The 21,990-nt window shown below is 62.6% G+C and carries 18 protein-coding genes, 1 tRNA gene and 1 pseudogene; 11 read left to right on the forward strand and 9 right to left on the reverse strand.

Translation table 11 applies throughout. The features are described 5' to 3' along the window. Positions 1-2: 2 nt before the first annotated feature. The 3 genes from GTZ99_RS12690 to GTZ99_RS12700 form a co-directional block, all read right to left on the reverse strand. Positions 3-605 (reverse strand): TetR/AcrR family transcriptional regulator, encoded by a 603-nt coding sequence (locus GTZ99_RS12690; RefSeq protein ID WP_161719461.1) that lies wholly within the window; start codon positions 603-605, stop codon positions 3-5. A gap of 118 nt (positions 606-723) precedes the next feature. Continuing rightward, entirely contained in the window at positions 724-1,473 is a 750-nt protein-coding gene (locus tag GTZ99_RS12695) for an SDR family NAD(P)-dependent oxidoreductase (RefSeq protein WP_161719463.1), read from the reverse strand. A 127-nt stretch (positions 1,474-1,600) separates the two neighbouring features. Continuing rightward, positions 1,601-2,431 carry a phytanoyl-CoA dioxygenase family protein gene (locus GTZ99_RS12700; RefSeq protein WP_161719465.1) on the reverse strand — a complete coding sequence of 277 codons (831 nt, stop codon included), beginning with the start codon at positions 2,429-2,431 and terminating at the stop codon, positions 1,601-1,603. Between the two features lie 192 nt (positions 2,432-2,623). On the opposite strand from GTZ99_RS12700, the pseudogene GTZ99_RS17115 reads away from it, so the two are divergent. The 11 genes and pseudogenes from GTZ99_RS17115 to GTZ99_RS12755 all read left to right on the forward strand — a co-directional run. Then, a pseudogene (locus GTZ99_RS17115) lies at positions 2,624-2,713 on the forward strand (transposase); the annotation flags it as partial. A 253-nt stretch (positions 2,714-2,966) separates the two neighbouring features. Further along, positions 2,967-4,925 (forward strand): methyl-accepting chemotaxis protein, encoded by a 1,959-nt coding sequence (locus tag GTZ99_RS12710; RefSeq protein ID WP_161719467.1) that lies wholly within the window; start codon positions 2,967-2,969, stop codon positions 4,923-4,925. A gap of 58 nt (positions 4,926-4,983) precedes the next feature. After that, a complete protein-coding gene (locus tag GTZ99_RS12715) occupies positions 4,984-6,540 on the forward strand; it encodes a chemotaxis protein CheW (protein WP_161719468.1) in 1,557 nt (518 codons plus the stop codon). Between the two features lie 31 nt (positions 6,541-6,571). Continuing rightward, entirely contained in the window at positions 6,572-7,660 is a 1,089-nt protein-coding gene (gene cheB, locus GTZ99_RS12720; protein ID WP_161719470.1) for a chemotaxis-specific protein-glutamate methyltransferase CheB, read from the forward strand. Positions 7,661-7,662: 2 nt separating this feature from the next. Then, complete coding sequence (locus GTZ99_RS12725) at positions 7,663-8,274, forward strand: HEAT repeat domain-containing protein (protein WP_161719472.1); 612 nt, start codon at positions 7,663-7,665, stop codon at positions 8,272-8,274. Positions 8,275-8,287: 13 nt separating this feature from the next. Then, positions 8,288-9,148: a CheR family methyltransferase gene (locus tag GTZ99_RS12730; protein WP_161719474.1), complete on the forward strand. Its 861-nt coding sequence runs from the start codon at positions 8,288-8,290 to the stop codon at positions 9,146-9,148. Between the two features lie 116 nt (positions 9,149-9,264). Continuing rightward, positions 9,265-9,624, forward strand: coding sequence for a response regulator (locus GTZ99_RS12735; protein ID WP_201742526.1), 360 nt, complete (start codon positions 9,265-9,267; stop codon positions 9,622-9,624). Next, positions 9,621-11,921, forward strand: a complete 2,301-nt coding sequence (locus tag GTZ99_RS12740; RefSeq protein WP_161719476.1) for a chemotaxis protein CheA — start codon at positions 9,621-9,623, stop codon at positions 11,919-11,921. Before GTZ99_RS12735 ends, GTZ99_RS12740 begins: the two co-directional genes overlap by 4 nt. Continuing rightward, positions 11,921-12,226 carry a hypothetical protein gene (locus GTZ99_RS12745; protein ID WP_201742527.1) on the forward strand — a complete coding sequence of 102 codons (306 nt, stop codon included), beginning with the start codon at positions 11,921-11,923 and terminating at the stop codon, positions 12,224-12,226. Before GTZ99_RS12740 ends, GTZ99_RS12745 begins: the two co-directional genes overlap by 1 nt. Next, the gene (locus tag GTZ99_RS12750; RefSeq protein WP_161719478.1) at positions 12,223-12,594 is read left to right on the forward strand and encodes a response regulator; all 372 of its coding nucleotides are present in this window, start codon (positions 12,223-12,225) and stop codon (positions 12,592-12,594) included. The genes GTZ99_RS12745 and GTZ99_RS12750 overlap by 4 nt, the downstream gene beginning before the upstream one ends. A gap of 61 nt (positions 12,595-12,655) precedes the next feature. Next, positions 12,656-13,750 (forward strand): methyl-accepting chemotaxis protein, encoded by a 1,095-nt coding sequence (locus GTZ99_RS12755; protein ID WP_161719480.1) that lies wholly within the window; start codon positions 12,656-12,658, stop codon positions 13,748-13,750. A gap of 204 nt (positions 13,751-13,954) precedes the next feature. On the opposite strand, the gene GTZ99_RS12760 is transcribed toward GTZ99_RS12755, so the two are convergent. The 6 genes from GTZ99_RS12760 to GTZ99_RS12785 all read right to left on the reverse strand — a co-directional run bounded on the left by GTZ99_RS12760 (position 13,955) and on the right by GTZ99_RS12785 (position 21,733). Continuing rightward, positions 13,955-14,028, reverse strand: a tRNA-Gly gene (locus GTZ99_RS12760). A 142-nt stretch (positions 14,029-14,170) separates the two neighbouring features. Then, the gene (locus tag GTZ99_RS12765) at positions 14,171-15,946 is read right to left on the reverse strand and encodes a putative bifunctional diguanylate cyclase/phosphodiesterase (RefSeq protein WP_161719482.1); all 1,776 of its coding nucleotides are present in this window, start codon (positions 15,944-15,946) and stop codon (positions 14,171-14,173) included. A 123-nt stretch (positions 15,947-16,069) separates the two neighbouring features. Further along, positions 16,070-16,534 carry a GFA family protein gene (locus GTZ99_RS12770; RefSeq protein ID WP_161719484.1) on the reverse strand — a complete coding sequence of 155 codons (465 nt, stop codon included), beginning with the start codon at positions 16,532-16,534 and terminating at the stop codon, positions 16,070-16,072. A 107-nt stretch (positions 16,535-16,641) separates the two neighbouring features. Beyond that, positions 16,642-17,022: an EthD domain-containing protein gene (locus GTZ99_RS12775; RefSeq protein WP_161719486.1), complete on the reverse strand. Its 381-nt coding sequence runs from the start codon at positions 17,020-17,022 to the stop codon at positions 16,642-16,644. A 159-nt stretch (positions 17,023-17,181) separates the two neighbouring features. Next, positions 17,182-19,548, reverse strand: coding sequence for a TonB-dependent receptor (locus GTZ99_RS12780; RefSeq protein ID WP_227711329.1), 2,367 nt, complete (start codon positions 19,546-19,548; stop codon positions 17,182-17,184). A 52-nt stretch (positions 19,549-19,600) separates the two neighbouring features. Beyond that, positions 19,601-21,733, reverse strand: a complete 2,133-nt coding sequence (locus tag GTZ99_RS12785; RefSeq protein ID WP_320076681.1) for an arylsulfatase — start codon at positions 21,731-21,733, stop codon at positions 19,601-19,603. Between the last annotated feature and the right edge of the window lie 257 nt (positions 21,734-21,990).

A 21,990-nucleotide genomic window follows, 5' to 3' on the forward strand; every position in this document is an offset into this window, starting at 1 on the left:
GCTCAGGCAGTCTCTGTGGCCGGCCGGTAGCCGAGACGCCGCAACTGCTTGCGCAGGAACGCGCGCTGGCGGTCGGCTGGCCAGTCGGAGCGGACTTGGGCCACGAGTGTGGCGATACCGTTTACTGCCAGCTGAATTTCGGTTGCGATTTCGCCTGGGTCCTCGGCGGTGATGAATTCGCCGCGCGCCTGAGCCGCCTCAATCAGTTCGACGAACACAGCGTGGCTCGTGGCCACGCTTTCCGCCCAAGCGGCCTCGACCCCCTCGGTGGAGGGTGATTGGCCCCAGAACGCCAACCAGCACAGCCAGTCCTGCCAACGCTGGCTGGTGTTGGGCAGCGCATGGTCAAGGCAACTGGGCAAGTCCTTGCCCATCCGTGCGGCTTTCCGGATGCGTGACAGGCCACGTTCCCACGCCCGGCGCTGGGTATAGGCCAGCATTTCGTGCTTGCTGCGGAAATAGTGGCAGACGATCGTCGTGCTGTAACCGCATACTTCAGCCACGGCGCGGATCGTGACGGCCTCTGCGCCGCCCTTTACGACAAGGTTGGATACCACCTTTGCGATCTCGATCCGTCGTTGCTCATGATCGACAATGCGCGGCATGGTCGGCTGTCACCCTTTTGCTGGAAACCGGGCTTTTGCCGAAAGATTTTGCAGGTGTCATTCGCTGAATGACACCGCTGAACAAACTGTTAGGAAGCCTGACCGCCCCCACTGTGCATCAACGCGTGGTCCAGCCGCCGTCAACGGGCATGGCCGTCCCGGTTACGAATGAGGCATGTGGAGAAAGCAGCCAAAGGATGGCTTGGGCGATCTCGCTCGGTTCGGCGAAACGGTTCATGGGGTGGATCGCCGCCAGGGCCGCGGCTGCATCGGTGTCGACCACATGGCTGACCAAAGGTGTACGCACGATACCGGGGCAGATCGCATTGACACGGATGTTCTTCTCGGCGACTTCCAGCGCGGCGGACTTCGTCAGGCCAACAACACCGTGCTTTGCAGCGGCATAATCCGTGCAGTTGGGCAGGCCGATCAAACCCAGGGCAGATGCCACGTTGACCACGGCCCCTTCGCCGGACTGAAGCATCATGCGCAGTTCGGCTTTCAAACAGGTCCACACGCCCTTCAGATTGACCGCGATCACCCTGTCGAATTGCGCTTCGTCCAGATCGATCAGCGATTTGTCACCGCCGCCGATCCCGGCACTGTTCACGGCCAGATGAAGCCCGCCCAACTGCGCGCCTATCAGTGCGAAAGCGCTGTCCACTTCCGCCATGTTGCTGACATCTACCGCGCAAGCTGTGGCCTTGCGGCCCATTTCACGAATGCGCCGGGCGATGTCTTGGGCACAATCAGCGTTGCGGTCGATAACGGCGACATCAGCGCCCGCCTCTGCCAATGCCAGTGCCACATTCGCGCCAATGCCCGATCCGCCCCCGGTGACTGCGGCAACTTTTCCCTCGAAGCGCATACGGTTACTTCCCCTTGGTGGTCATGATGCGCAAGGCTCCTGGCGTTGCGGCCTCGGGGACGGACGTGTTATCCTGTCGCGCGGGGCAACGGACGAGGCTGTCTGCCAAGTGTGATGCGCAGATTGCTCAGGCCAACCGGGGAAAACGCTCTTCGTCCAGCATGCCAAGATGTGTCAGCCCAGCCGTGTCGAACGACACCGCCGGTCCGCCTGTCCACCGGGCATCTGCGGGGTTCATGATGGCAAGGTAGGTCCAGCGCGGTTCACCAGAGGTATTGGGACCAGCCATGTGCACGGTCAGGTCTGAATGGATGACAACATCGCCCGCTGCGAGTGTCTGAAGCCCCGAAGACGGGCAGGTGTCGGCCAGTTCGGGATAGACATCCAGCAGATTGCCGTTGCCATAGGTACGGTAGTCGCCCATCACACCTTCGCGATGCGACCCACTGAGATAGGCCATCGTGCCATGTTCAGGGGTAAGGTCCACTAGCGCCGTCCAGAACACCATACCACCGGACCGATCGGACACTTGCGCCGCAAAGTCCTGATGCCAGTCGGATTTACCGTGTCCTTCGGTCTGCGCTACCGGCAGCTTGACGCCAAAGAAATCCAGAAAATAGCGGGCCCCTGCGGTCTTGCGCAAATTGCGGACATCAACCGCCGTCCGGGCAAAATGCCGCAGCACGTCGTCGAAGACCGGCTTGCCAAGCCCCATGACAGGCAGAGCGTTGAAATAGTCGAACTTGCCAGGCGTTGCGCTGATGGTCCCGTCCTCACCCATGCGCGCCTTGGCATAGGCCAGCATCCTTGCGGTTACCCCGGGCGGGAGGAACTTGTCCAACCGGGCCCATCCATGCTGTTTGTAGTGGGCGATCTCCGCGGGCGTAATTCCGCGAAAATGCAATATGTCGGCATCGGCCCCGTGGGAGCCGGCGGCATGGCTGCCTACGTCCGTCATGGTGTCCTCTCCTGGCAGCAGGGTGGCTGCTTGCGCGCTACGCCTTATTTCGTAACAATGTTATACAAAGAGGAGCCCTGCATTGAGAACGCGCACTTTGGCTAGGTAGCCATGTGCCCGGCGGTTTGATCCCCACCTGTTGAGGTGCGCCCCGCATTGACGATCGCCGCGTGCTGAACGGCATCTTATGGGTTCTGGGTTCTGCGTTCCGCTGCGCCGTGGCGCGACCTGCCGGAACGCTGTGGCCCGCGCACTGCCTGCTACAATCGCGTTGCACGATGGCGGACGCACTTCCGCCGGGGCGCGTCCCGTTACGACAAGCTTGCCGAAAACTTCCTCGCCATGATCCAGCTCGTTTCAATGCGGCTGTGGCTGCGCGTTCATGAGTCCACGACCTAGTGAACTTACGTAAACATAATTACACATGCGATTGTCTTCAATAATAAAACGGGTTGCATTGCATCAAGTTTGGCAAGCGGCCAATCGATTCGTACTAATTGACATTATTTGCCGCGACTGACGGGAGTTTCAGTTCATGGCATTGATTAAAAAGGAACAGATCGGCGCCAACGCTATCGATAAGGGCGTACTTGCCACCAATGCGCTAAAAGGTGCCAAGACAGCAAGCCGCCCTGTCGCCGCAAAAACGGATCGCGATGCCGAGGCCCACAAGCGTCAGGCCCGCACCTATGCCCGCCAGCAGCAAGCCGCGGAGCGCATCGCGGCAGCCACCACCGAACTGTCAGGCGGCGTGAGCGAGGCCAGTGAAGCGCTTGATCTGCTCCAGACGGCCATGCAGCAAGTGGCGTCCGGTGCTGAGGAAGCCTCCAGCGCGGCCGCCCAGTCGCTACGCAATGTCACCATCATCAATGGCCTGATCCGCGATTGCCGAAAGGCCGCTGATGTCAGCCTTGACAAGACCCGCTCGCTGCAAAATCTGATCGAAGACAACCGCGCGCAGATCGCGGCCTCGGTGCGCGCGCTCGAAACCGCCTCGGAGCGCCAGACGCGTTCGGTGCAGATCGTCAACGAGCTCGAGACCCAGGCGGCCAATATTGGCGATATCGTCAAGGCTGTGGCCCGTATTGCCGACCAGACCAACCTACTCGCGCTAAACGCCGCCATCGAGGCGGCCCGCGCAGGCGAGCATGGCAAGGGGTTTGCGGTGGTGGCCGACGAGGTCCGCACGCTGGCTGAAATCAGCGAGAAGAGCGCCACCGAAATTCAGGATCTGGTCGGGCAGATCCAGGGCGAGGTGAAGGTGATTGCTGAAGGCATCCTGTCCTCGGCCGAGGGCGCTCGCAGCGAAGCCCAGAAAGGCGCCGAAGTGACCGAGCGCCTTTCCCACATCCGTGTCGAAATGACCGCTGTGCTGACCGGCGCCGAGGAAATCGCGCGACTCAACGCAGAATCGGAAACCGCCATCGGCGAAGCGCAGAAAGGCTCTGAAGCCGTCAGCAGCGCTGCGGCCGAACAATCTGCCGCTTGCGAGGAAGCGCTCGCAACGCTCGAACAGCAAGGCGCAGCTCTGCGCGAATCCGACGCCACGGCCCAAATGCTCTCGGAACTGACAGAGGACCTGAAAAACGCCACTGATGTGCGCAAGAGCGCCGAGGAAGTGGCCAGCGCTGCCGAGGAATTGTCCAGCGCGGTCGAGGAAATCAACCGTTCGGCCAGCCAGATCATGGTGGCGATCAGTCAGATCGGCAATGGCGCCGAGGCGGCCGCGGCTGCTGCCAATCAGTCCAGCGCAGCGATCGAGCAGATCCGCAAGGGGGCCGATCGTTCGGCAGAAGCTGCCTCCCTGGCGATCGACAGGGGCACACAGATTTCGCAACTCATTGCCGACAGCCGCTCGGCGGTCGAAGGCATGATCGAGGGGGTCGCCCAATCGGTCGAAAGCAATGCCCGACTACGCCAGCAAGTGGCGCAATTGAGCAGCGTTTCGCGCCGGATCGACAAGATTGTCGACGCGATTACCACGGTTGGCATCAAGACCAACATGCTTGCGGTCAATGGCTCGGTCGAAGCCGCACGCGCAGGCGATTTTGGCCAGGGCTTTGCGGTGGTTTCCAATGACATCCGCAATCTGGCGGAGGAATCCTCGGAGAATGCCGACCGCATCAAGGATATGGTCCGCACCATCCAGGAGCAGATCGGCGATGTCTCGCGCGACCTCGACGATATCAACCGCGCCGCGCTGGACGAAGTGGAAAAGAACAAGGTCATCACCGCCGACCTGACCCGCGTGACGGACGACATGGCCGAGGTGATGGCCGGCAACACATCGATCCGCGAAAACACCGCCGAGATGCTGCGGCAGGTAGGCGAGGTGCAAACTGGTATCAACCAGATCGCCTCGGCCGCGACGCAAGCCTCGCAGGCCTCTACGCAAGCCGCTTCGGCTGCGCGTCAGCAGAGCCAGGGCGCCGAGGAACTGGCCGGCGCTATCGAGGAAATCGCCTCGATGGCAGACGAACTGCAGTCCGCCTGATCCTCAGCTCGTGCGGGGGGCCTTAGTGCCCCCACGCAACAGCCGAGGGAGGCTGACGATGTTGCATTCTCATATTGACCCAAATGCCGAAGGCGTCGTGGCGCTGGAGACTGTGTCGCAGCAATTCACCATCTTTGCGGTGGACGGCGAGAATTTCGCGGTCAGCCTGGATGAAGTGAAGGAAATCATCCGCATGCCTGACGTGGTGCGGGTACCGCTGGCGCCGCCCAGCCTTGAGGGGCTGGCGAATTTGCGAGGCACGGTACTGCCGATTGTCAATGCCCGCCTGTTGTTCGACCTGCCGCGCCGTGATGCGGACGATGCCACCCGCGTGGTCATTCTCGACCATGGCCATCCGATCGGTATTGTCGTCGACAAGGTGGCCAGTGTGGTGACGGTCGAACCCGATCGGATAGAGTCGGCGAGCGAGGTGGAAACCAGTATTCGTTCCGATCTGCTGCGCGGCATGATCCGCGATCAGGACGGCATGGGGTTGGTGATGGTGCTCGAAACCCGCCGCTTGATCGCCCAGGAATTCGAACTGCTTGCCGCTCAGGCGCGGGAGCATGTCTCGAAGCTGGCCGAGGATAGCGCGGTGAGCGCGACCCGTGACGAACCCACATCGGACGATGAAGAAATCCAGCTTGTCAGCTTTGAAGTGGCAGGACAGGAATATGCCTTGCCGATCGCCAGCGTGCGCGAGATCGTGCAGCTACCCGAAAAAGTGACCAAGGTGCCCAAGGCGGCGAGCAGCGTAATGGGGGTGATCACCTTGCGCGAAAGGCTGCTGCCGGTGGTGTCCTTGCGCCGCCAGTTCCGGCTCGAGCCTGCCGAATGCGAAGAGCACCAGCGGGTCGCGGTGGTGTCGGTGGGGCCTCGCCAGACACTGGTGGGCCTCGTGCTCGACAAGGTCAACGAGGTGCTGCGGGTGCGTTCCTCCGGGATTGACGCCATGCCGGGCGTCATGGCCGCCAATGGCGATATCTCCGAGATCACTGCGCTGTGCCGGTTGAATGGTGGCAAGCGTCTGGTGTCCATCCTTTCAGCCGAGGCGATGTTTGATCCCGAAGCGATCGAGGACACCCTCAAGCAAGCAGGTGGCGATGTGAACATGAAGGGCGAGGCTTCGCGCAATCGTGCAGCGGCATCCAAGGTGGAGGAAGAGCAATTCGTCGTCTTCCGCCTGATCAACGAGGAATTTGGCGTTGGCATCGAGAGCGTACAGGAAATCGTGCGCGTGCCCGAGGACGTGGCCAAGATCCCCCGCACCAAGGATTTCATCCGCGGCGTGATGAATTTGCGCGGCTCGGTCATCCCCTTGATCGATCAGCGCGCCCGCTTTGGCCTGCCCGCACTCGAAGCCAATGACCGCCAGCGGATCATGGTGTTCAGGCTGGGTGGGGTACAGACCGGCTTCATCGTCGATAGCGTGTCCGAAGTGATGCGGATTCGCCGCGACCGTATCAAACCCACGCCCGCAATGTCGGAAGGGCAGCGCAAGGTGATCCGCCGTGTAGCCAACCTGCCCGAGGCAAAGCGGATGATCCTGTTGCTCGATGCCGATCGGATGCTTGATGCAAGCGAGATCGAGGCCGTGGCAGCGGCAGCCGCCTGAGCTGCCATAAATTATCGGTAGGCACCGTGCGATGAAGGCTCTTGTTGTTGATGACTCCGCTCTGATGCGCCGCCAGATTGGCGACATTCTGACGCGCGGGGGGTTTGATGTGGCAAGCGCCCGCACCGGGGCAGAGGCCATCGAACGACTGCCGATCGAGAAGCCCGATGTTGTGACGCTCGACATCAACATGCCTGAAATGGACGGGCTGACCTGTTTGTCGCGGATCATGACCGAGCACCCGACGCCGGTGGTAATGATCTCCTCGCTGACCGAGGATGGCGCGTTGGCCACGCTGGAGGCGATTGCGCTGGGCGCGGTCGATTTCATGCAAAAGCCGGGCGGCACGGTTTCTGCCAATTTGCGCAGCTGCGAGGAGATCATCCTCGAAAAGGTGACGGCTGCGGCCAGAGCGCGCCCGCGCCGCACCGCCAATCTGCGCCAGCGACTGCTGGCGCGGCGCGAAACGATCCTGGGGCAGCCTCTGCGCCGTCGCCAGCCGTCCACGAGCGTCGAAGCGCTGACACTGGTGGGCGCCAGCACCGGCGGGCCGGCAGTGCTGGAAGAATTGCTGTCCTGCCTGAGCGCCGACTACCCGATGCCGGTGCTGGTCTGCCAGCATATGCCCTCCAGCGTCACCCGCCATTTTGCCGAGCGGCTCAACCGCATCTGCCCGATGCCTGTGGTCGAGCTGCGCAAACAGACCGAGTTGGAGGCCGGCACGATCTATGTGGCGCGCGGTGACGCCGACATGATCGTGATGATCCGCAATGACAAGCTGGTGGCCACCATCGTGCCGCCCTCTCGCAACTATAGCTGGCACCCGAGCGTGAACCGGCTGGTTGAAAGCGCTATGAAATGCGTGACCGCCGATAGCCTGATCGGCGTGCTGATGACCGGCATGGGCGATGATGGCGCCGCCGAGATGACCGCGCTTCGCAAAGCTGGCGGCTACACCATGGCCGAAAGCGAGGAGAGCTGCGTGGTCTATGGCATGCCGCGGGCGTTGATCGAAGCTGGCGGGGCCTGCGACGTGCTGGACGCCAGTGACATGGCCGCAAAATTGGAACGTGTTGCTTTCACCCGCTCGCGTATCGACGACAAGATTAGGAGCAACTGACGATGGCCCTGCTCAAAGCCAAAGCCGCAGAAAATGTTGCCAATCCGGCGTCTCAATCCGGTGTCTCCCCAGCAAGCCTGGATTCGGACGATCCGATGGAACGGCGCCGCGCGGTGCAACAATGCGTCGAGGAGCCCAATCCGGTCGCCGCACTGCTGGGCCTGTTGCGCGAGGAGCATGAGAACATCGTGCGGCAGGCGGCCTTTACCGAACTGGCAGCGCTGGGCACCAGCGAAGCGGCGCAAGGCTTGGCCGAACTGCTTTCCAACGCCGACCCGGCGCTGCGCAATGGCGCGCTGGAAGCCTTGGTGGCCATGCCCGAGCAGGCGATGGGGCTGCTGGCGCCGCTCGCCTTTTGCGATGACCCCGATGTGCGGATCTTTGCGGTGATGATGGCGAACGAACTCCCCTCTGAGCGCACCGCCGACTGGCTCATCGCGCTCGCCGCAAAGGAGCAGGACGCCAATGTCTGCTCCAACCTTGCCGAGGCAATAGGCGGCACTGGGCGCCGCGATGCGTTGCCAGTGCTGCAGGCGATCATCGAACGTTTCCCTCGCGAACCCTATCTGGCCTTTGCTGCTGAAACCGCCATGACCCGGATCCGGGAGGGTTGAAGCGGTGAATGACATGAGCCGACCGCCCGTGGCGGCCCCTCCCAAGATATCTGCCGAAGATGTCGTGAGCTTTTGCGACTTCTTCTACAAGAAGACTGGCATAAGCATGGATGCCAGCCGGCGCTATTTCATCGACCGCAGGCTCGAAGAGCGCATGGCGGCCAATGACTGCAAGACGTTCCGCGAATACCTTGCTCTGGTCAAATTCCAGCCTGGCGGCGGCGAGATGCAGGCGTTGATCAACGAGATGACGGTCAACGAGACCTATTTCTTCCGCGAAGACTACCAGTTCCAATGCCTTACGCGGCATATGCTCGACGAAATCGCCGACAGGCGCGGCAACAATCGCGCGCCGATCCGCATCTGGTCGGTGCCCTGTTCAACCGGCGAGGAGCCCTACACAATCGCGATCTCGATCCTGGAGAACTGGGGCCGGGCCAATGACTTCGACATCGAGATTCTGGCGAGCGACATCGACAGCAGGGTGCTGGGCCGCGCGCAAGAGGGCATTTACGAGGCCCGGGCGCTCCATCGGGTGCCAACCAAGGTCCGCGACACCTATTTCCGCAAGCTGGATAATGACCGCTGGCAGGTGATTGATGACTTACGCGAGTCGGTCGATTTCAGCCTCGTCAATGTTTGCAACCCGACCCAGATGGCACGGATGCGCGGCATCGACGTGATCTTCTGTCGCAATCTGCTGATCTATTTCGACGACCTCTCGCGCCGCCGGGCCGCCGAGCATTTCTACGAGGCGCTCAATCCGGGCGGCTTTGTGGCGCTTGGCCATTCGGAAAGCATGAGCCGCATATCCAATATCTTCAACCCCCGCAAATTCCCCGAGGCGATTGTCCATCAAAGGCCTGTGTCATGACCCAGCCGCAACACACCATGAGCCCCGCGCCGAGCGGTCCTGCGTCTACGAGCACGCCGTCAGGGGCCACGGCCTGCGCCCCGGAGGATGCGCCTGCGCCCAAGGGTCGGGTTCTGGTGGTCGATGACACGCTGACCGTACGCCTCTACTGCTCGCAATTGCTGAAACGCGCCGGCTATGAGGCGTTTGAGGCGATCAACGGGCTCGAAGGGCTGGAAGTCGCGCTGGGGCAGGCGTTTGACCTGTTCGTCGTCGACATCAACATGCAGAAGATGGACGGCTATGCCTTTCTGGCCGAGGTGCGGCGCCGCTCCGATCTGCGCCATACGCCTGCGGTGATGATGAGCACGGAACAAGGCAGTGAGGACATTGCCCGCGCCTATGCTTCGGGCGCCAATTTCTATCTGACCAAGCCTATCGATCCGACGCGCTTCATCGAGACGGTGCAGCTGATGACGGGAGTAGCCCCGCGATGAGCGACCAAATGGACAACAAGGCCGAAAACGCCGAATTGGCAGCCAGCTTCGTGGCCGAAACGCGCGAATTGCTTGACGAGGCGAACAGTGCGTTGCTCGCGCTCGAACGCAAGCCCGAGGATCAGGAAGCGATCAACAATCTGTTCCGTTGCGTCCATTCGATCAAGGGTGCTGCTGGCTTGTTTGACCTGCCCGCGCTGATCCATCTGGTCCATGCCGGCGAGGATCTGCTGGGCGCAATGCGCGATGGCAAGCTGCGCATGGATGGCGCGGCGACCGATGAGCTGCTGGCCGGGCTCGACCATGTCAACGGCTGGCTCGACCAATTCCACCGCGATGGCAAGCTCGCGCCCGATACCATGGGCATTGCCCGCCAGTTTGCAGCACTCTATCGCGCGCGGCTGGGCGGCGAACGCGCGGCGGCGCAGGCTAGCGGGGACATCGCCTATGACGCGTGGCCCGCTTGGGCCGAGCCCGCGCGCGAGGCGATCACCGCGGCGGCCATGGGCGTAGATGCGCTGGTTCTGCTGCGCTACACGCCCGAGGAAGGCTGCTTCTTTTCGGGCGATGACCCGCTGTTTACGGTCTTGCAAACCCCACAGATGGCCTGGCTCGACATTCAGCCGCGCGAACCCTGGCCCGACCCTTCGCGGTTTGACCCCTACGCCTGCAATCTGATGTTCCTGATCGCTTCGGCGGCCACAAGGGCCGAAGTCGAAATGCACTACCGCTATGTGCCCGACTGCATCGAACTGGTTGAAGTCGCCTTGCAAACGCTGCCCCGCGACACGGTGCCAGAGCAGGCATCAGCATCTGGGCCCAGCGCACCAACCAAGCGCAAGCTCACCGCGCTGGCGGTGGAATTGCTCGAAGCGCAACGCCGCGCCCTTTCCATGCCCGGCCGCCACGGACAGGTTGACGACATCGCCGTCACCTTGCGCAATCTGTGCAGTTCACAAGGCCTGCCTTCCCCGCTGGTGGATCAGGGCGCCACCTCTCAGGATGTGGCACAAGCGATCGACGCGCTGCTTAAACCCGACGCGCCCGCAGGTCCCCCCGATGAAGACAGTGCCGCCCAGTTCGCGCCTGTCCCGCGCGCGGCCGACCTCGCGGTCGAGCGGGTCGAACCGAGTACCGACAAGACCTTGCGGGTCGAGCAGGTCAAAGTCGACACGTTGATGAATCTGGTGGGCGAGTTGGTCGTGGCCAAGAATGCGCTGCCCTTCCTGGCGCGCGATGCCGAGATGAAGTTCGGCTGCCGTGAACTCGCCCGCGAGATCAAGGACAAATATGCGGTGATCGACCGCATCGCCCGCCAGATGCAGAACTCGGTGATGGACATTCGGATGATGCCGGTGTCCGACCTGTTCCGCCGCTTCCCGAGGCTGGTGCGCGATGTGGCGCGCAAACTCGACAAAAAAGTGCAACTGGTCATCGAAGGCGAGGCGACGGAGGCCGACAAGAACATCATCGAGGCACTGGCCGAGCCGCTAACCCATGTGCTGCGCAATAGCCTCGATCATGGCATCGAGTTGCCGGCGGAACGGGCGCGGCTGGGCAAGGACGAAACGGCAACCTTGCGCCTGCGCGCCTTCCAGGAGGGCGACAGCGTTGTGATCGAGGTCAGCGACGATGGGCGCGGCATTGACGCTGGCCGGGTGCGGGCAAAAGCGGTCGAACGCGGCCTGCTTGATGCCGAACGCGCCGGCGGCCTCACCGACGATCAGGCGGTACAGTTGGTGTTCCTGCCCGGCTTTTCGACCGCCGAGCAAGTGTCCGATCTGTCCGGCCGGGGCGTGGGCATGGACGCCGTACGCACGGTGGTCGAGCGACATGGCGGCAATGTCCTGCTCAGCTCTTATGCGGGCGAGGGCACGAAAGTGGTCCTCAAGCTGCCACTGTCCATGGCGATTACCCGTGTGCTCACCATAGAACTGGCAGGCCAGCTCTATGGCGTGCCGATGGATCTGGTGGTCGAGACAGTGCGCATTGGTAGCCACTCGATCCGCCGGATGAAGGAAGCCGAGGCGGTTGTGCTGCGCGACACGGTCATCCCTATCGTGCGGTTACGCAAGATTCTGGGCATGGATCCAGGCGATAAGGCACTCGAGTCGATCCTAATCCTTAAAATTGGCAATTCGACTGTAGGGCTGATTATAGATGATTTTGGCACAGGCATGGACATTATCCTAAAACCTTTTGCTGGCATCCTCATGCACATGGGTGGATTTGCCGGCACAGCGGTACTGGGTGACGGGCGCGTGCTGCTTGTCCTCAACCTCAAGGAGCTGCTGTGATGCCCATCAGCTATTCGACGACCACGGCCAAATTCGTGGGCGAATGCAGTATTGAAGATGCCAGCGAGCTGACCGAATGGCTGCTGGCCAAGCCCGCGCGCAAGGTCGATCTGGCGCAATGCCGCAATCTGCACACCGCGCTTTTGCAGCCTTTGCTGGTGCTGGCCCCAGCGATAAAGGCGCTGCCCAAGGAGGAGAGGCTGGCCCGCTGGATCTCACCTCTGTTGCCGGCGCCTGTGGCTTCCGCCACGCGTATCGCTTCGCGCAAACGCACCAAGCCTTCCATTGAACAGGTGCTGGCATGAAGCACATTCTGATTGTTGATGATTCCCCCACAATTCTGATGAGTATGGAAGGCGTCCTCAGCCGCGCGGGGTTCCAGGTGTCAAAGGCGCCGAGCGGCGAGGATGCAGTGCGCGCGCTGCAAAACGGCGTGCGGCCCAACCTGGTGATTACCGACCTGAACATGCGCGGCATGAACGGCATCGATGTGATCAAGGCGATCCGCGCCAATAGCGCCACCCGCTTTACGCCTGTGCTGATGCTGACCACCGAAAGCGCCCAGGACAAGCGCCAGGAGGCGCGCAGCGCTGGGGCGACCGGCTGGCTGGTTAAACCGGTTCAGCCCAATGACCTGCTTGGCGTGGTGCGCCAAGTCATGCCGGGGGCATGAGGTGGGGGCCTGGTGGAAATCGCTGAGCGCATGGGCCAGCCCGGCTAAGTCCACATATGAGGTGGAGGAGGCCGTTGCGCTTCCGCCTGAGCCAGAAGCAACGCTCGCGCCCGCCCCCAATCCGGAATGGCTGGCGCAGGGGCAAATGAGCGACCTGCCGCAAATGGCCGCGCATGCGCTGAGCCTGGGCCTGCGCCCCGAAACGCTGTCGCTGATCCAGGAAATGGGCAGCTACGCCAACTTTGTCGAAATTATGCAGCGTCATCTTGACAATGTCTGCTCGGGCACCGAGCGCGCTGCCGAGGAGATCATGGGGCAGGTGCTCCACATCGAGGGCGACCTGAGTGGTCTAGTCCAATACGTCACCCACACGGTGAACAGCAGCGAGTTTCTCCACGCGAGCGATGCTGTGATTAACAGCATCGGCGAAGGCCACACGATGATCCGCGATCTGGTGCGCCATCACCTCGCGACGCAATGCCGCATCCGGGACAATCTCTCGGAGGTCAACCGTGTGTCGGTACGCATGAAGGATCACCTCGAGGACATCGAAAAGATCCGCCGCCAGACCGACCTGTTGGCGATCAATGCCCGAATCCGCATCGCCAGCCTCGGTCAACAGACCGGGCTTGATGTGATCGCGCAGGAGATCCGCGGGCTGGCAACCCAGACCGGCGATCTGGCGCAGAACCTGCGCGGCGAACTCAAGGAAATGGACGAGCTGATCCGCAGCCGGCTGGTGCAGGACTTCAACGAGCAGGAAACGCGCGACAACGACAGCATCAATCATCTCCAGACCACTTTTGACCGGCTGCAAGAGAATATGCAGCGCATGATCGCCATGCAGGGCGGCTTGATCGAGGCCGTGCGCAGCCGTGCCCATGAAATGGACGAACCGCTGATGAATCTGGTTGGCTCGATCCAGTTCCAGGATGTCGCGCGCCAGCAGATCGAGCTGGTAGGCCAGGCGTTGAACATGATATCGGACCATTTCGTCTCGCTGAGCCAGGCAATCATTAATGGCGAGGCGCCGCCCGACAGTTCGATTGCGCGCTGCCTGACGCTAATCCTCGAAAACTATGTGATGGAAGAGCAGAGAGCTGCGCATACCGGCCCGGGCGCTTGCGATGGCGGGGCAGCGATCGAGCTGTTCTAGGCGGCGCCATACACGGCGCTCTTGGGCATCGCGCCAAGCCGGCCAGCGCGATCACAGCGATGTGAAGGCTGGCACACATTCACCGAGCATAACCCTGAGCCGGGGCGCATCTGGCAAGCCACGCCTGCTCACTCTCGCCACGGACGAGGGTGAAGCCCCATTTCAAACCTTGGGGCCGCAAACGTCAGCCATGTATGCTGTAAGTGGAGCGGGTGAAGGGAATCGAACCCTCGTATTCAGCTTGGGAAGCTGCTGCTCTACCATTGAGCTACACCCGCATCGCCTGGGTCCGCAGACCGTGTCGCTGCCGCGTCCGAGGAGGGGCGAATGCACAATTCCAAAGCCTTGGTCAAGAGGGTTGTGCGTGGAATGAAACAGGCCAGCGAGCGCCCCTGCCCCGTCAGCCTTACCCCGCCTGATCTACCCCGCCAGCTTCAGCGCGTCGGCCACCCGTTGGTTCAGCGCATGCACCGGGCTCTCGCCGCGCGTGGCCAGCCAGCGTTCCAGTTCCGCCGCAGGCATGGGGCGCGCCAACAAATAGCCCTGAAATTCCTGACAGCCGCGCGCGCGCAAATAGGCGATCTGTTCAGGGCGCTCGATCCCTTCGGCGATGACCTTGTGGCCCAGCACCTGTGACACGGTGATGATCGCGGCCAACATGCTCTCGGTCTTGCCATGGGCGCCGATGCTGGCCACCAGCGACCGGTCCACCTTGAGCGCATCATATTCCAGCCGCGCCAGTTGCGACAGGTTGGAATAGCCGATGCCGAAATCATCAATCGAAATGGCAATCCCCGCCGACCGCAATGCATCCACCCGCTCACGTGTGCGGACGAAATCGGCCATGGCGATGGTCTCGGTGATTTCCAGTTCCAGCAAGGCGGGCGGCAGGTCGTATTCAGCCAGCAGTTCCAGCGTCAGCTCGACAAAGCCGGGGCGTTCGAACTGTACCGGCGAAACATTGACCGCCACGCGCATAGGCTGTCCAGCGTCCTGCCACGCGCGCGCCTGACGGATCGCCATGCGCAGGATTGATCCACCCATTGGCACCATCAGCCCGCATTGTTCGGCAATGCCCACGAACACCTCGGGCGAGACCGGGCCCAGCCCCGGGCAGGTCCAGCGCGCCAGCGCCTCTACTCCGGTGACCGCCATGGTGTCGGCGTCAAACTTGGGCTGATAATGCAATTCCAGTGTGTCGCGCTCAACCGCCTGATGCAATTCGCGCTCGATCAGGGCGCGTTCCTCGACCTTGCCTTTCAACGAGGCGTCAAAGAATACATGGGCGTTCTTGCCGCCTTCCTTGGCGCGATACATCGCGATGTCGGCATAGGCCAGCAACTGGTCGGGCGTGGCCGCATCCTCGGGCAAGCGCGCGATCCCCATGCTGGCGCTGATATGTACCTCGTTGTTGAACACGTTGAAGCTTTCGGCCAGCGCCGCACCGATCGAACGCGCGATGGCGTCCAGCGCGGCGCGCTCATGGTGGCCAGGGAGCAGCAAAAGGAACTCGTCCCCGGCAAAGCGGGCAAAGACCGGGCGGGTGGGACAGCTCTGGCACAATTCGCCAAAGGTAGTGGTGCAATTGTCCAGATCCTGCATCGTCAGGCCCAGACCGCGTTCGACCACGCGCCCGGCCACCTGCCGCAGCAATTCATCGCCCGCGTCATGGCCCAGCGTGTCGTTCACCCGCTTGAACCCGTCCAGATCGATGAACACCATCGCCCCGGCGCAGGCATCGGTCTGGTCGCGCTGTGCCACCGACAGGATGTGCGAAATCACCGCGCGGTTGGGCAGGCCCGTCACCGCATCAGTATAGGCCAGCACGTTCATGCGCAGGATATTGCTGTTCAACCGCCCGACCATGGCGCGGAAACTGTCAGCCAGACCGCCCACCTCGCAGGCACAGTCTATATCGACCGGACGATCAAAATCGCCTGACACCAGCGCCTGTGTGCTGTTGCGCAGGGCGCGGATCATGCCCGCCAGCTTGGACGCCGCGGCAAAGTTGACCGCCACCGGCAGCGCCAGAATGCCTACCAGCACCGCCCAGCGCGCCGGACCTTGCAGGTTGACCCACCAGCCCGACACCAGCCAGGCCACCAGCGCCGACATGACCAGAGCCATCAATGCAAAGCGTACAGGGATGCTGTTCAGGCCCCGCCCCTTGCCCAGCAGATGATCAGTCAGTGCCACGAGCGTCCTTTCGCAATGCCAGCCGCCGACCATACCGGGCCAGTGGCTACGAAGGCACGAAAGGACATGGTTGGACGAAGCTGTGCGTGGTCCTACGCGATGGCGCGTAACGCGGCGGCGGGATCAGCCCGGCAGCTTGCCCACCATCGCGTCCAGCGTTTCCTGACTCATCGGGGCATAGTGATCAAATTGCGGCACGGCCGGATCGAAATGGTCCCAGCCCACCGCCTGCTTCAGATAGATCACCGCCTGCGGGCTGACGTCATCGGGATCATCCAGCGATCCGGCCTGCACCATCACCACCTCTCCGGGCAGCGACCCCGAGGTATAGAGCCGCCCGCCGCAGCGCCCGCAGAAATGGCGCGTCACCGTACCGCCGCTTTCCCCATGGGTGGTATAGGTGGCGGGCGTGCCGGTCACGGCCAGCTGGCTTTGATGGACGCCGATGATTGTGGTGTGGCCGGTTCCGGTGGCCTTTTGGCAATCCTTGCAACAGCACTGTTGCTCGAACAGGCTGGGGCCGGTCAGCGCATAGCGTACATCGCCACAAAGGCACCCGCCGGCATAGGTCTTTCCTGCTGCGATCATTGTCCTCTCCACGTCGCGCCTGTGAAGGCTGGCATGGCAGGCAGGCTGCGGGCAAACGCGCCGCGCGGCAAGTCCCTTTTCCGCCGCCTCCCCCAATCACCGCCGGATCACGCCACCGGCGGCAAGGCGGTCTCGTGCTCGTCCACGATGGCGCAAACCGTGGCCGCGCGGTCAAACACCTGCTCCTCGTCGGCCGCGATTTCCGCCGCGATGTCTGCCTGCGTCAAATAGGCCATGCAGCGGTCCAGCGTGGCGCGGTCGGGGAACCAGATCTCCATCACCACATCATGCGGGCGATCGGTCGCATCCACATCACCCGCCAACGGGTACATGAACCGCCGGACATAGCGCGTGGCATAGCCCGAGAGCACCCGCGCGCCCAGCCGGGCATGGACCGTCTCGTACCGCTCGACAAACTGGGCCATGGTCATGCCCGGCTTGCGCCGCAGCAAAGTCACCAGTTTCACCACTTGCGTGTCCTGCGCCATGTTGTCGGCTCCTTCCCCGTGTTGGCTGTTCTGTGCGCCCTTGAAGCATGGGGGCGGCGGGGGTGACAACCGTGAAAGATGGCAGGTCCCGGACACGGCTGGCGGGGAACGGCGGCGAACCAGCCTCCATGACGCCGCAACGCCATGGAGGCCGCGCAATCAAAAACGTTTGGTGACGATCAAGGCCCATTCGCGCGGACGGGCCGGCTGCCCGCTGGAGAAACCACCCGCTGTCGTCTGATCGAATACGTTGACCAGATAATAGCGATTGGCGATGTTGGTCACTTCAGCCGTGACATCCAGATTGCGCGCCGCATTGCGCCACGTCACCCGCCCGTTCATCACCGTATAGGCAGGCACGGCCGATGTCGGCACATTGCGCGGCTGGGTATAGAAGGTGGACTGATAGGCAACGTCAAAGCGCGGGGTCAGCGAACTCCCGCCGGGCAGTTCGATCTCATACTGCCCGCCGATGCTCCATTTCCACGGGCTGGTATAAGGCGTGATGTCGGTCAGGCGCACCCCATTGGCGCCTGCCGCCGCCGCGGCTGCGATGCTCTTGTACTGGAAATCCAGATAGCTGAGCGAGGCATCAATGCTCAGATGCGCGACCGGCCGCAAGGTGGTCTCGATTTCAAAGCCCTTGACCTCGGCATCGCCGGCATTGGCGGTCATCGCACAGGGCGCCGCCGCGCCACCGGGCGTGAACAGCGGGCATGATGTCAGCACCAGCTGGATATTGCTGTATTGGTTGAAAAACGCCGAGGCATTGAAGCGCACCCGCCGGTCGAACAGTTCGCTCTTCAGACCAATTTCCCAGGCTTTAAGCGATTCCGAGCTGAAAGGCTGCACCTGCGAGGGGAAGAACGGGCGCGGGTTGATGCCGCCGCCCTTGTAGCCGGTGGAGAACTGGGCATAGGTCATCACGCGCGGCGACCATTCGTACTGGATATTCGCCCGATAGTCATAGCGCGTTTCGGCATAAGCCCCGGTCTGCTCATCCAGCGATCCCACGCGCGGCTGTCCGGTCGCGCCATTGGCAAAGCGGCGGGAGAAGGTGTAATCCTTTTGCTCATGCGTACGGCGGATGCCCCCGTTCAACGTCAGATGCGGCAGCACCTCCCACGATGTCTGGGCGAACAGGGCAAAGGATTTGGCCGGCACCGTATCGCCCAAGCTGGCGAATTGCAGGCCCGACGTGCGCAGATCCTGCACATTGGCATAGACCGTGTTCTGATCGCTGTAATAGCCGCCCAGCGTATAGTTCAGCCGGTCATGCAGCGCCTTGCCGTTCAGGCGCACTTCCTGACTGAAAAAGCGCGTGCGCATGTCGGTGTTGGCGCCATTGGCGGGCAAGGGCGTCAGATCGCCGTCGATCGCATAGACGGTGTGGAAATAGCGATAGCCGGTGATCGAGGTCAGTTTCAGGCTGGGCGAAATCTGGACATCGCCCTGACCGGAAAAGCCATAGCCTTCATAGCTGGTGCCCAGCGGGCGCGTCGTGGCATAGGGGATGCCATTGGCCGTATCGGCGGGCATCTGCCCGTTTTCGTAATTGCAATAAGGCCCGCAGACAAAACGCGAATCCAGCGCCACGCCGCTATAGGACCCGCGCACCGCTCCGGCGGCGGCGTTGTTAGCCGTCAACAGGACCGTGGGCGCGGGCGAATGGTTGTCGCTGACATAGTCCGCCGACAGCAGGATATCGAGCGCCGCGCCGGGGTGATAGCGCAACTGGGCGCGCACCGCCTGATAGTCAACATTGCCGTCACGCCCCGTCAGGCATTGACCCGTGGGCCGAGTGGCCGGGATGCCCCCGCTGGTCGGGTTGATCGCGCTGCCTTGTTGGTTGACGCAGCCGAAGTCATAGACATCGACATAGCCCTGCTGCCGCTTGGCCGCCCCAGAAATGCGCGCGCTCAGATTGTCGGTGATGCCAAAATCGCCACTGGCGCGCAGGTCCAGACGGTTACGGCTGCCATAGCCAGCCTGCACCATGCCGATGTTGCTGCCCGTCGGGCGCCGCGAATAGAGCTTGAGCGCGCCGCCGATCGAATTGCGCCCGGCCAGCGTGCCCTGCGGCCCGCGCAGGATTTCGATGCGGTCCAGATCCAGCAGATCAAACATCGCCCCCATCAACGAGGGGTAATAGACATCATCAACATACATGCCCACGCCCGGCTCCACCGCCGGGCTGAAGTCGAACTGACCCACCCCGCGGATCGAGGCCGCCATCGAGGGACCAAAGCTCTGGTTACCCGGTTGCAGGTTCAGGCCCGGCGCTTGCGCGGCGATCTGCGACACGTTCGACTGGCTGCGCGCGGTCAGCATGTCGCCCGAAATGGCGGTGATCGAAATGGGTGTCTTCTGCAAATTCTGCGACCGGAACTGCGCGGTCACCACGATCTCCTCGGCCGTGGGCGCAGCAGGCGCGGCAGGCGCGGCAGGCACCTCTGCTGCGTGGGCACTTGTCCCCAAACCAGCCGCCATGGCTGCGATGGACACCGCGTAGGCATATGTTTTCATGTCTCTCCCCCCTTGTATATTCGTAAGATTTTCGGGCCGCGCGTGGCGGCCATTATGGAATGGTAATCGTCACCGACTGGATGGTGCAGCCACAGCCCTGCGGCCCGCTTGTGTCGCCCAGCGCCGCCTGGCCAATCATCGCATAGCCATTGACCACGCGGTCAAAGCGATCGGCATGCGCCCGCGCCTGCTCAACGCCATCGACCGAAAGGGTCATGTCCACGCCTTGCGCCATCGGCACGAATGTGACCGTGACCTCATGCGCCCCCACCGAGAGCGGCGCGCGCCCGCGCAGGCTGCGCCGCTCTTGCGTGCGGCCGGTCGGGTTGTAATCAAACACCGGCACCCCGCGCTCCAGCTGCAAACCATAGCCCGAGAAACTGGTGCCCGCGTTGAACACCGGCCCGCTGTCATGGTCGCTGGACACCGATAACCGGGACGCCGCCTGCCAGTTGCGCGTCACATTGGCCCATGCAGCGATGGGATAGCGCGTATCGCCCGGGCGGAAGACAATCTCGCCACGCGGTGGAATGGCTTGCGGGCGCAGCCCCGGCGCCAGACGGCTGATGAAATTGCTGGCCAGCGGATAGACATGATTGGCCCGCGCCGCCGCATCGAAACCGGCCTGCAATTCGGCCAGCTTGTCAGGGTGCTGCGCGGCCACATTGCGCGTTTGGGCGTAATCATGCGTCAGGTCATACAGTTCCCAGCGCAACTGGTTGGGATCGCCAGTGTTGAACACCCAAGGCGCTACCGCAGGCACCGTCGAGGCCAGCCAGCCATCACGGTAAAAGCTGCGATTGCCCAGCATTTCGAAATATTGCTCGCGGTGGCGGCTGGGCGCGCGAGCGTCGGCAAAGCTGTAGACCAGCGATGTGCCGTCGATGGGTTGCTGCGCCGTGCCGTCCACCTGTTGCGGCGGGGTGATGCCAATCGCTTCATACAGCGTGGGCGCGATGTCGACCACATGGCCGAACTGGCGGCGGATTGCGCCACGGTCCTGAATGCGGCGCGGCCAGCTGATCACCATGCCGTTGCGGATGCCCCCCAAATGCGAGGCCATCGTCTTGCCCCATGGAAAGGGCGTGTTCATCGCGCTGGCCCAGCCAACGGGATAGAGTCCGGCGGTATCAGGCCCGCCCACACTGTCGATCCGACTCAGGTTCTCAGCCGCGCTGGTATGCACATCGGCAAAGCCGGAATAGACGTTCAGCGTACCTTCCAGATTGTGCATAGCCGCGCCATTGTCCCCCTGAACAAAGACAATCAGCGTGTTGTCATACTGGCCAGTTGCCTTGAGCCGGGCGATGATCCGCGCCACCTGATCGTCCAGATAGGCCAATTGCGCGGCGGCCACCTCCATCATCCGCGCGGCCAGACGCTTCTGGTCGGGGCTCAGGCTGGCCCATGTCGGAACGCCGGGCGGGGGCGGCGCCAGTGTCGCCTTCTCCGGAATGATCCCCATGCGCTTTTGCCGGGCAAAGATTTCCGCACGCATCTGGTCCCAGCCGCCATCAAACCGCCCGCGAAACCGGGCGATCCACTCGGCAGGGGCCTGTTGCGGCCCGTGCATCGCGGCCGGCGCGTAATAGGCCATGAACGGTTGGTCGGGCTGGAGGCTGTGTTGCACATCCAGCCAGTGGATCAGGTGATCGGCGACATCGCGCTCAAAGAAATAGCTGGCGTCGCGCGGATCGCGGCGCACCGGATTGAGGTTCTCGATCAGTTCGGGGTGGAACTGGTCAGTAGCCGCGCCGTTGAAGCCGTAGAAATAGTCGAACCCCAAGCCCAGCGGCCAGCGGTCATAGGGGCCCAGCGGCCCGCTTTCCCATGTCGGCGTATTGTGGTTCTTGCCAAAAAAACCGGTGGCATAGCCATTGTCGCGCAACACCCGCCCAACCGTGGCGGCGCTGCGCGGGATGATCGAGGTATAGCCTTCCTCGTCTACGCCCACATCGCTGATCGAGCCATTGCCCACGGCATGATGGTTGCGCCCGGTCAACAGCGCCGCGCGGGTGGGGGAACACATGGCGGTGACGTAGAATTCGGTATAGCGCAGGCCTTGCGCCGCCAGCCCGTCCAGCGCGGGCGTGGGGATCGGCCCGCCAAAGGCGGACGAAGCGCCAAAGCCCACATCGTCCGTCAGAATCAGCAGGACATTGGGCGCGCCAGCAGGGGCCCGCACGGGCGCGGGAAAATGGTTCCATCTGCCTGGGAGTGGCGCAGGCGCGGCAACCGTGACCGCTCCTGTGGTCTGCGGCGACTGGGACCTGCCCAATCCGGGCGCCGCCAGCGCCAGACAGACCGCCATGACGCGCCCAATCGATGATGCCGACAATCGCTGTCGGACGCGCTTGACGCGAATTGGCATGCTACTCTCCCAAAACATGTTTTGCGGGAGCAGGATGCGGCGCAGGGGCCTTGCAAAGCAACGCACCAACC

This window comes from Novosphingobium ovatum, assembly GCF_009909235.1.
GTDB lineage: Bacteria > Pseudomonadota > Alphaproteobacteria > Sphingomonadales > Sphingomonadaceae > Novosphingobium > Novosphingobium ovatum.

Bases quoted from the DNA above. Each gene is read 5' to 3' on its own strand.
- GTZ99_RS12690 (WP_161719461.1), bottom strand. From the start codon at position 605: ATGCCGCGCATTGTCGATCATGAGCAACGACGGATCGAGATCGCAAAG.
- GTZ99_RS12695 (WP_161719463.1), bottom strand. From the start codon at position 1,473: ATGCGCTTCGAGGGAAAAGTTGCCGCAGTCACCGGGGGCGGATCGGGC.
- GTZ99_RS12700 (WP_161719465.1), bottom strand. From the start codon at position 2,431: ATGACGGACGTAGGCAGCCATGCCGCCGGCTCCCACGGGGCCGATGCC.
- GTZ99_RS12710 (WP_161719467.1), top strand. From the start codon at position 2,967: ATGGCATTGATTAAAAAGGAACAGATCGGCGCCAACGCTATCGATAAG.
- GTZ99_RS12715 (WP_161719468.1), top strand. From the start codon at position 4,984: ATGTTGCATTCTCATATTGACCCAAATGCCGAAGGCGTCGTGGCGCTG.
- cheB (WP_161719470.1), top strand. From the start codon at position 6,572: ATGAAGGCTCTTGTTGTTGATGACTCCGCTCTGATGCGCCGCCAGATT.
- GTZ99_RS12725 (WP_161719472.1), top strand. From the start codon at position 7,663: ATGGCCCTGCTCAAAGCCAAAGCCGCAGAAAATGTTGCCAATCCGGCG.
- GTZ99_RS12730 (WP_161719474.1), top strand. From the start codon at position 8,288: ATGAGCCGACCGCCCGTGGCGGCCCCTCCCAAGATATCTGCCGAAGAT.
- GTZ99_RS12740 (WP_161719476.1), top strand. From the start codon at position 9,621: ATGAGCGACCAAATGGACAACAAGGCCGAAAACGCCGAATTGGCAGCC.
- GTZ99_RS12745 (WP_201742527.1), top strand. From the start codon at position 11,921: ATGCCCATCAGCTATTCGACGACCACGGCCAAATTCGTGGGCGAATGC.
- GTZ99_RS12750 (WP_161719478.1), top strand. From the start codon at position 12,223: ATGAAGCACATTCTGATTGTTGATGATTCCCCCACAATTCTGATGAGT.
- GTZ99_RS12770 (WP_161719484.1), bottom strand. From the start codon at position 16,534: ATGATCGCAGCAGGAAAGACCTATGCCGGCGGGTGCCTTTGTGGCGAT.
- GTZ99_RS12775 (WP_161719486.1), bottom strand. From the start codon at position 17,022: ATGGCGCAGGACACGCAAGTGGTGAAACTGGTGACTTTGCTGCGGCGC.
- GTZ99_RS12780 (WP_227711329.1), bottom strand. From the start codon at position 19,548: ATGAAAACATATGCCTACGCGGTGTCCATCGCAGCCATGGCGGCTGGT.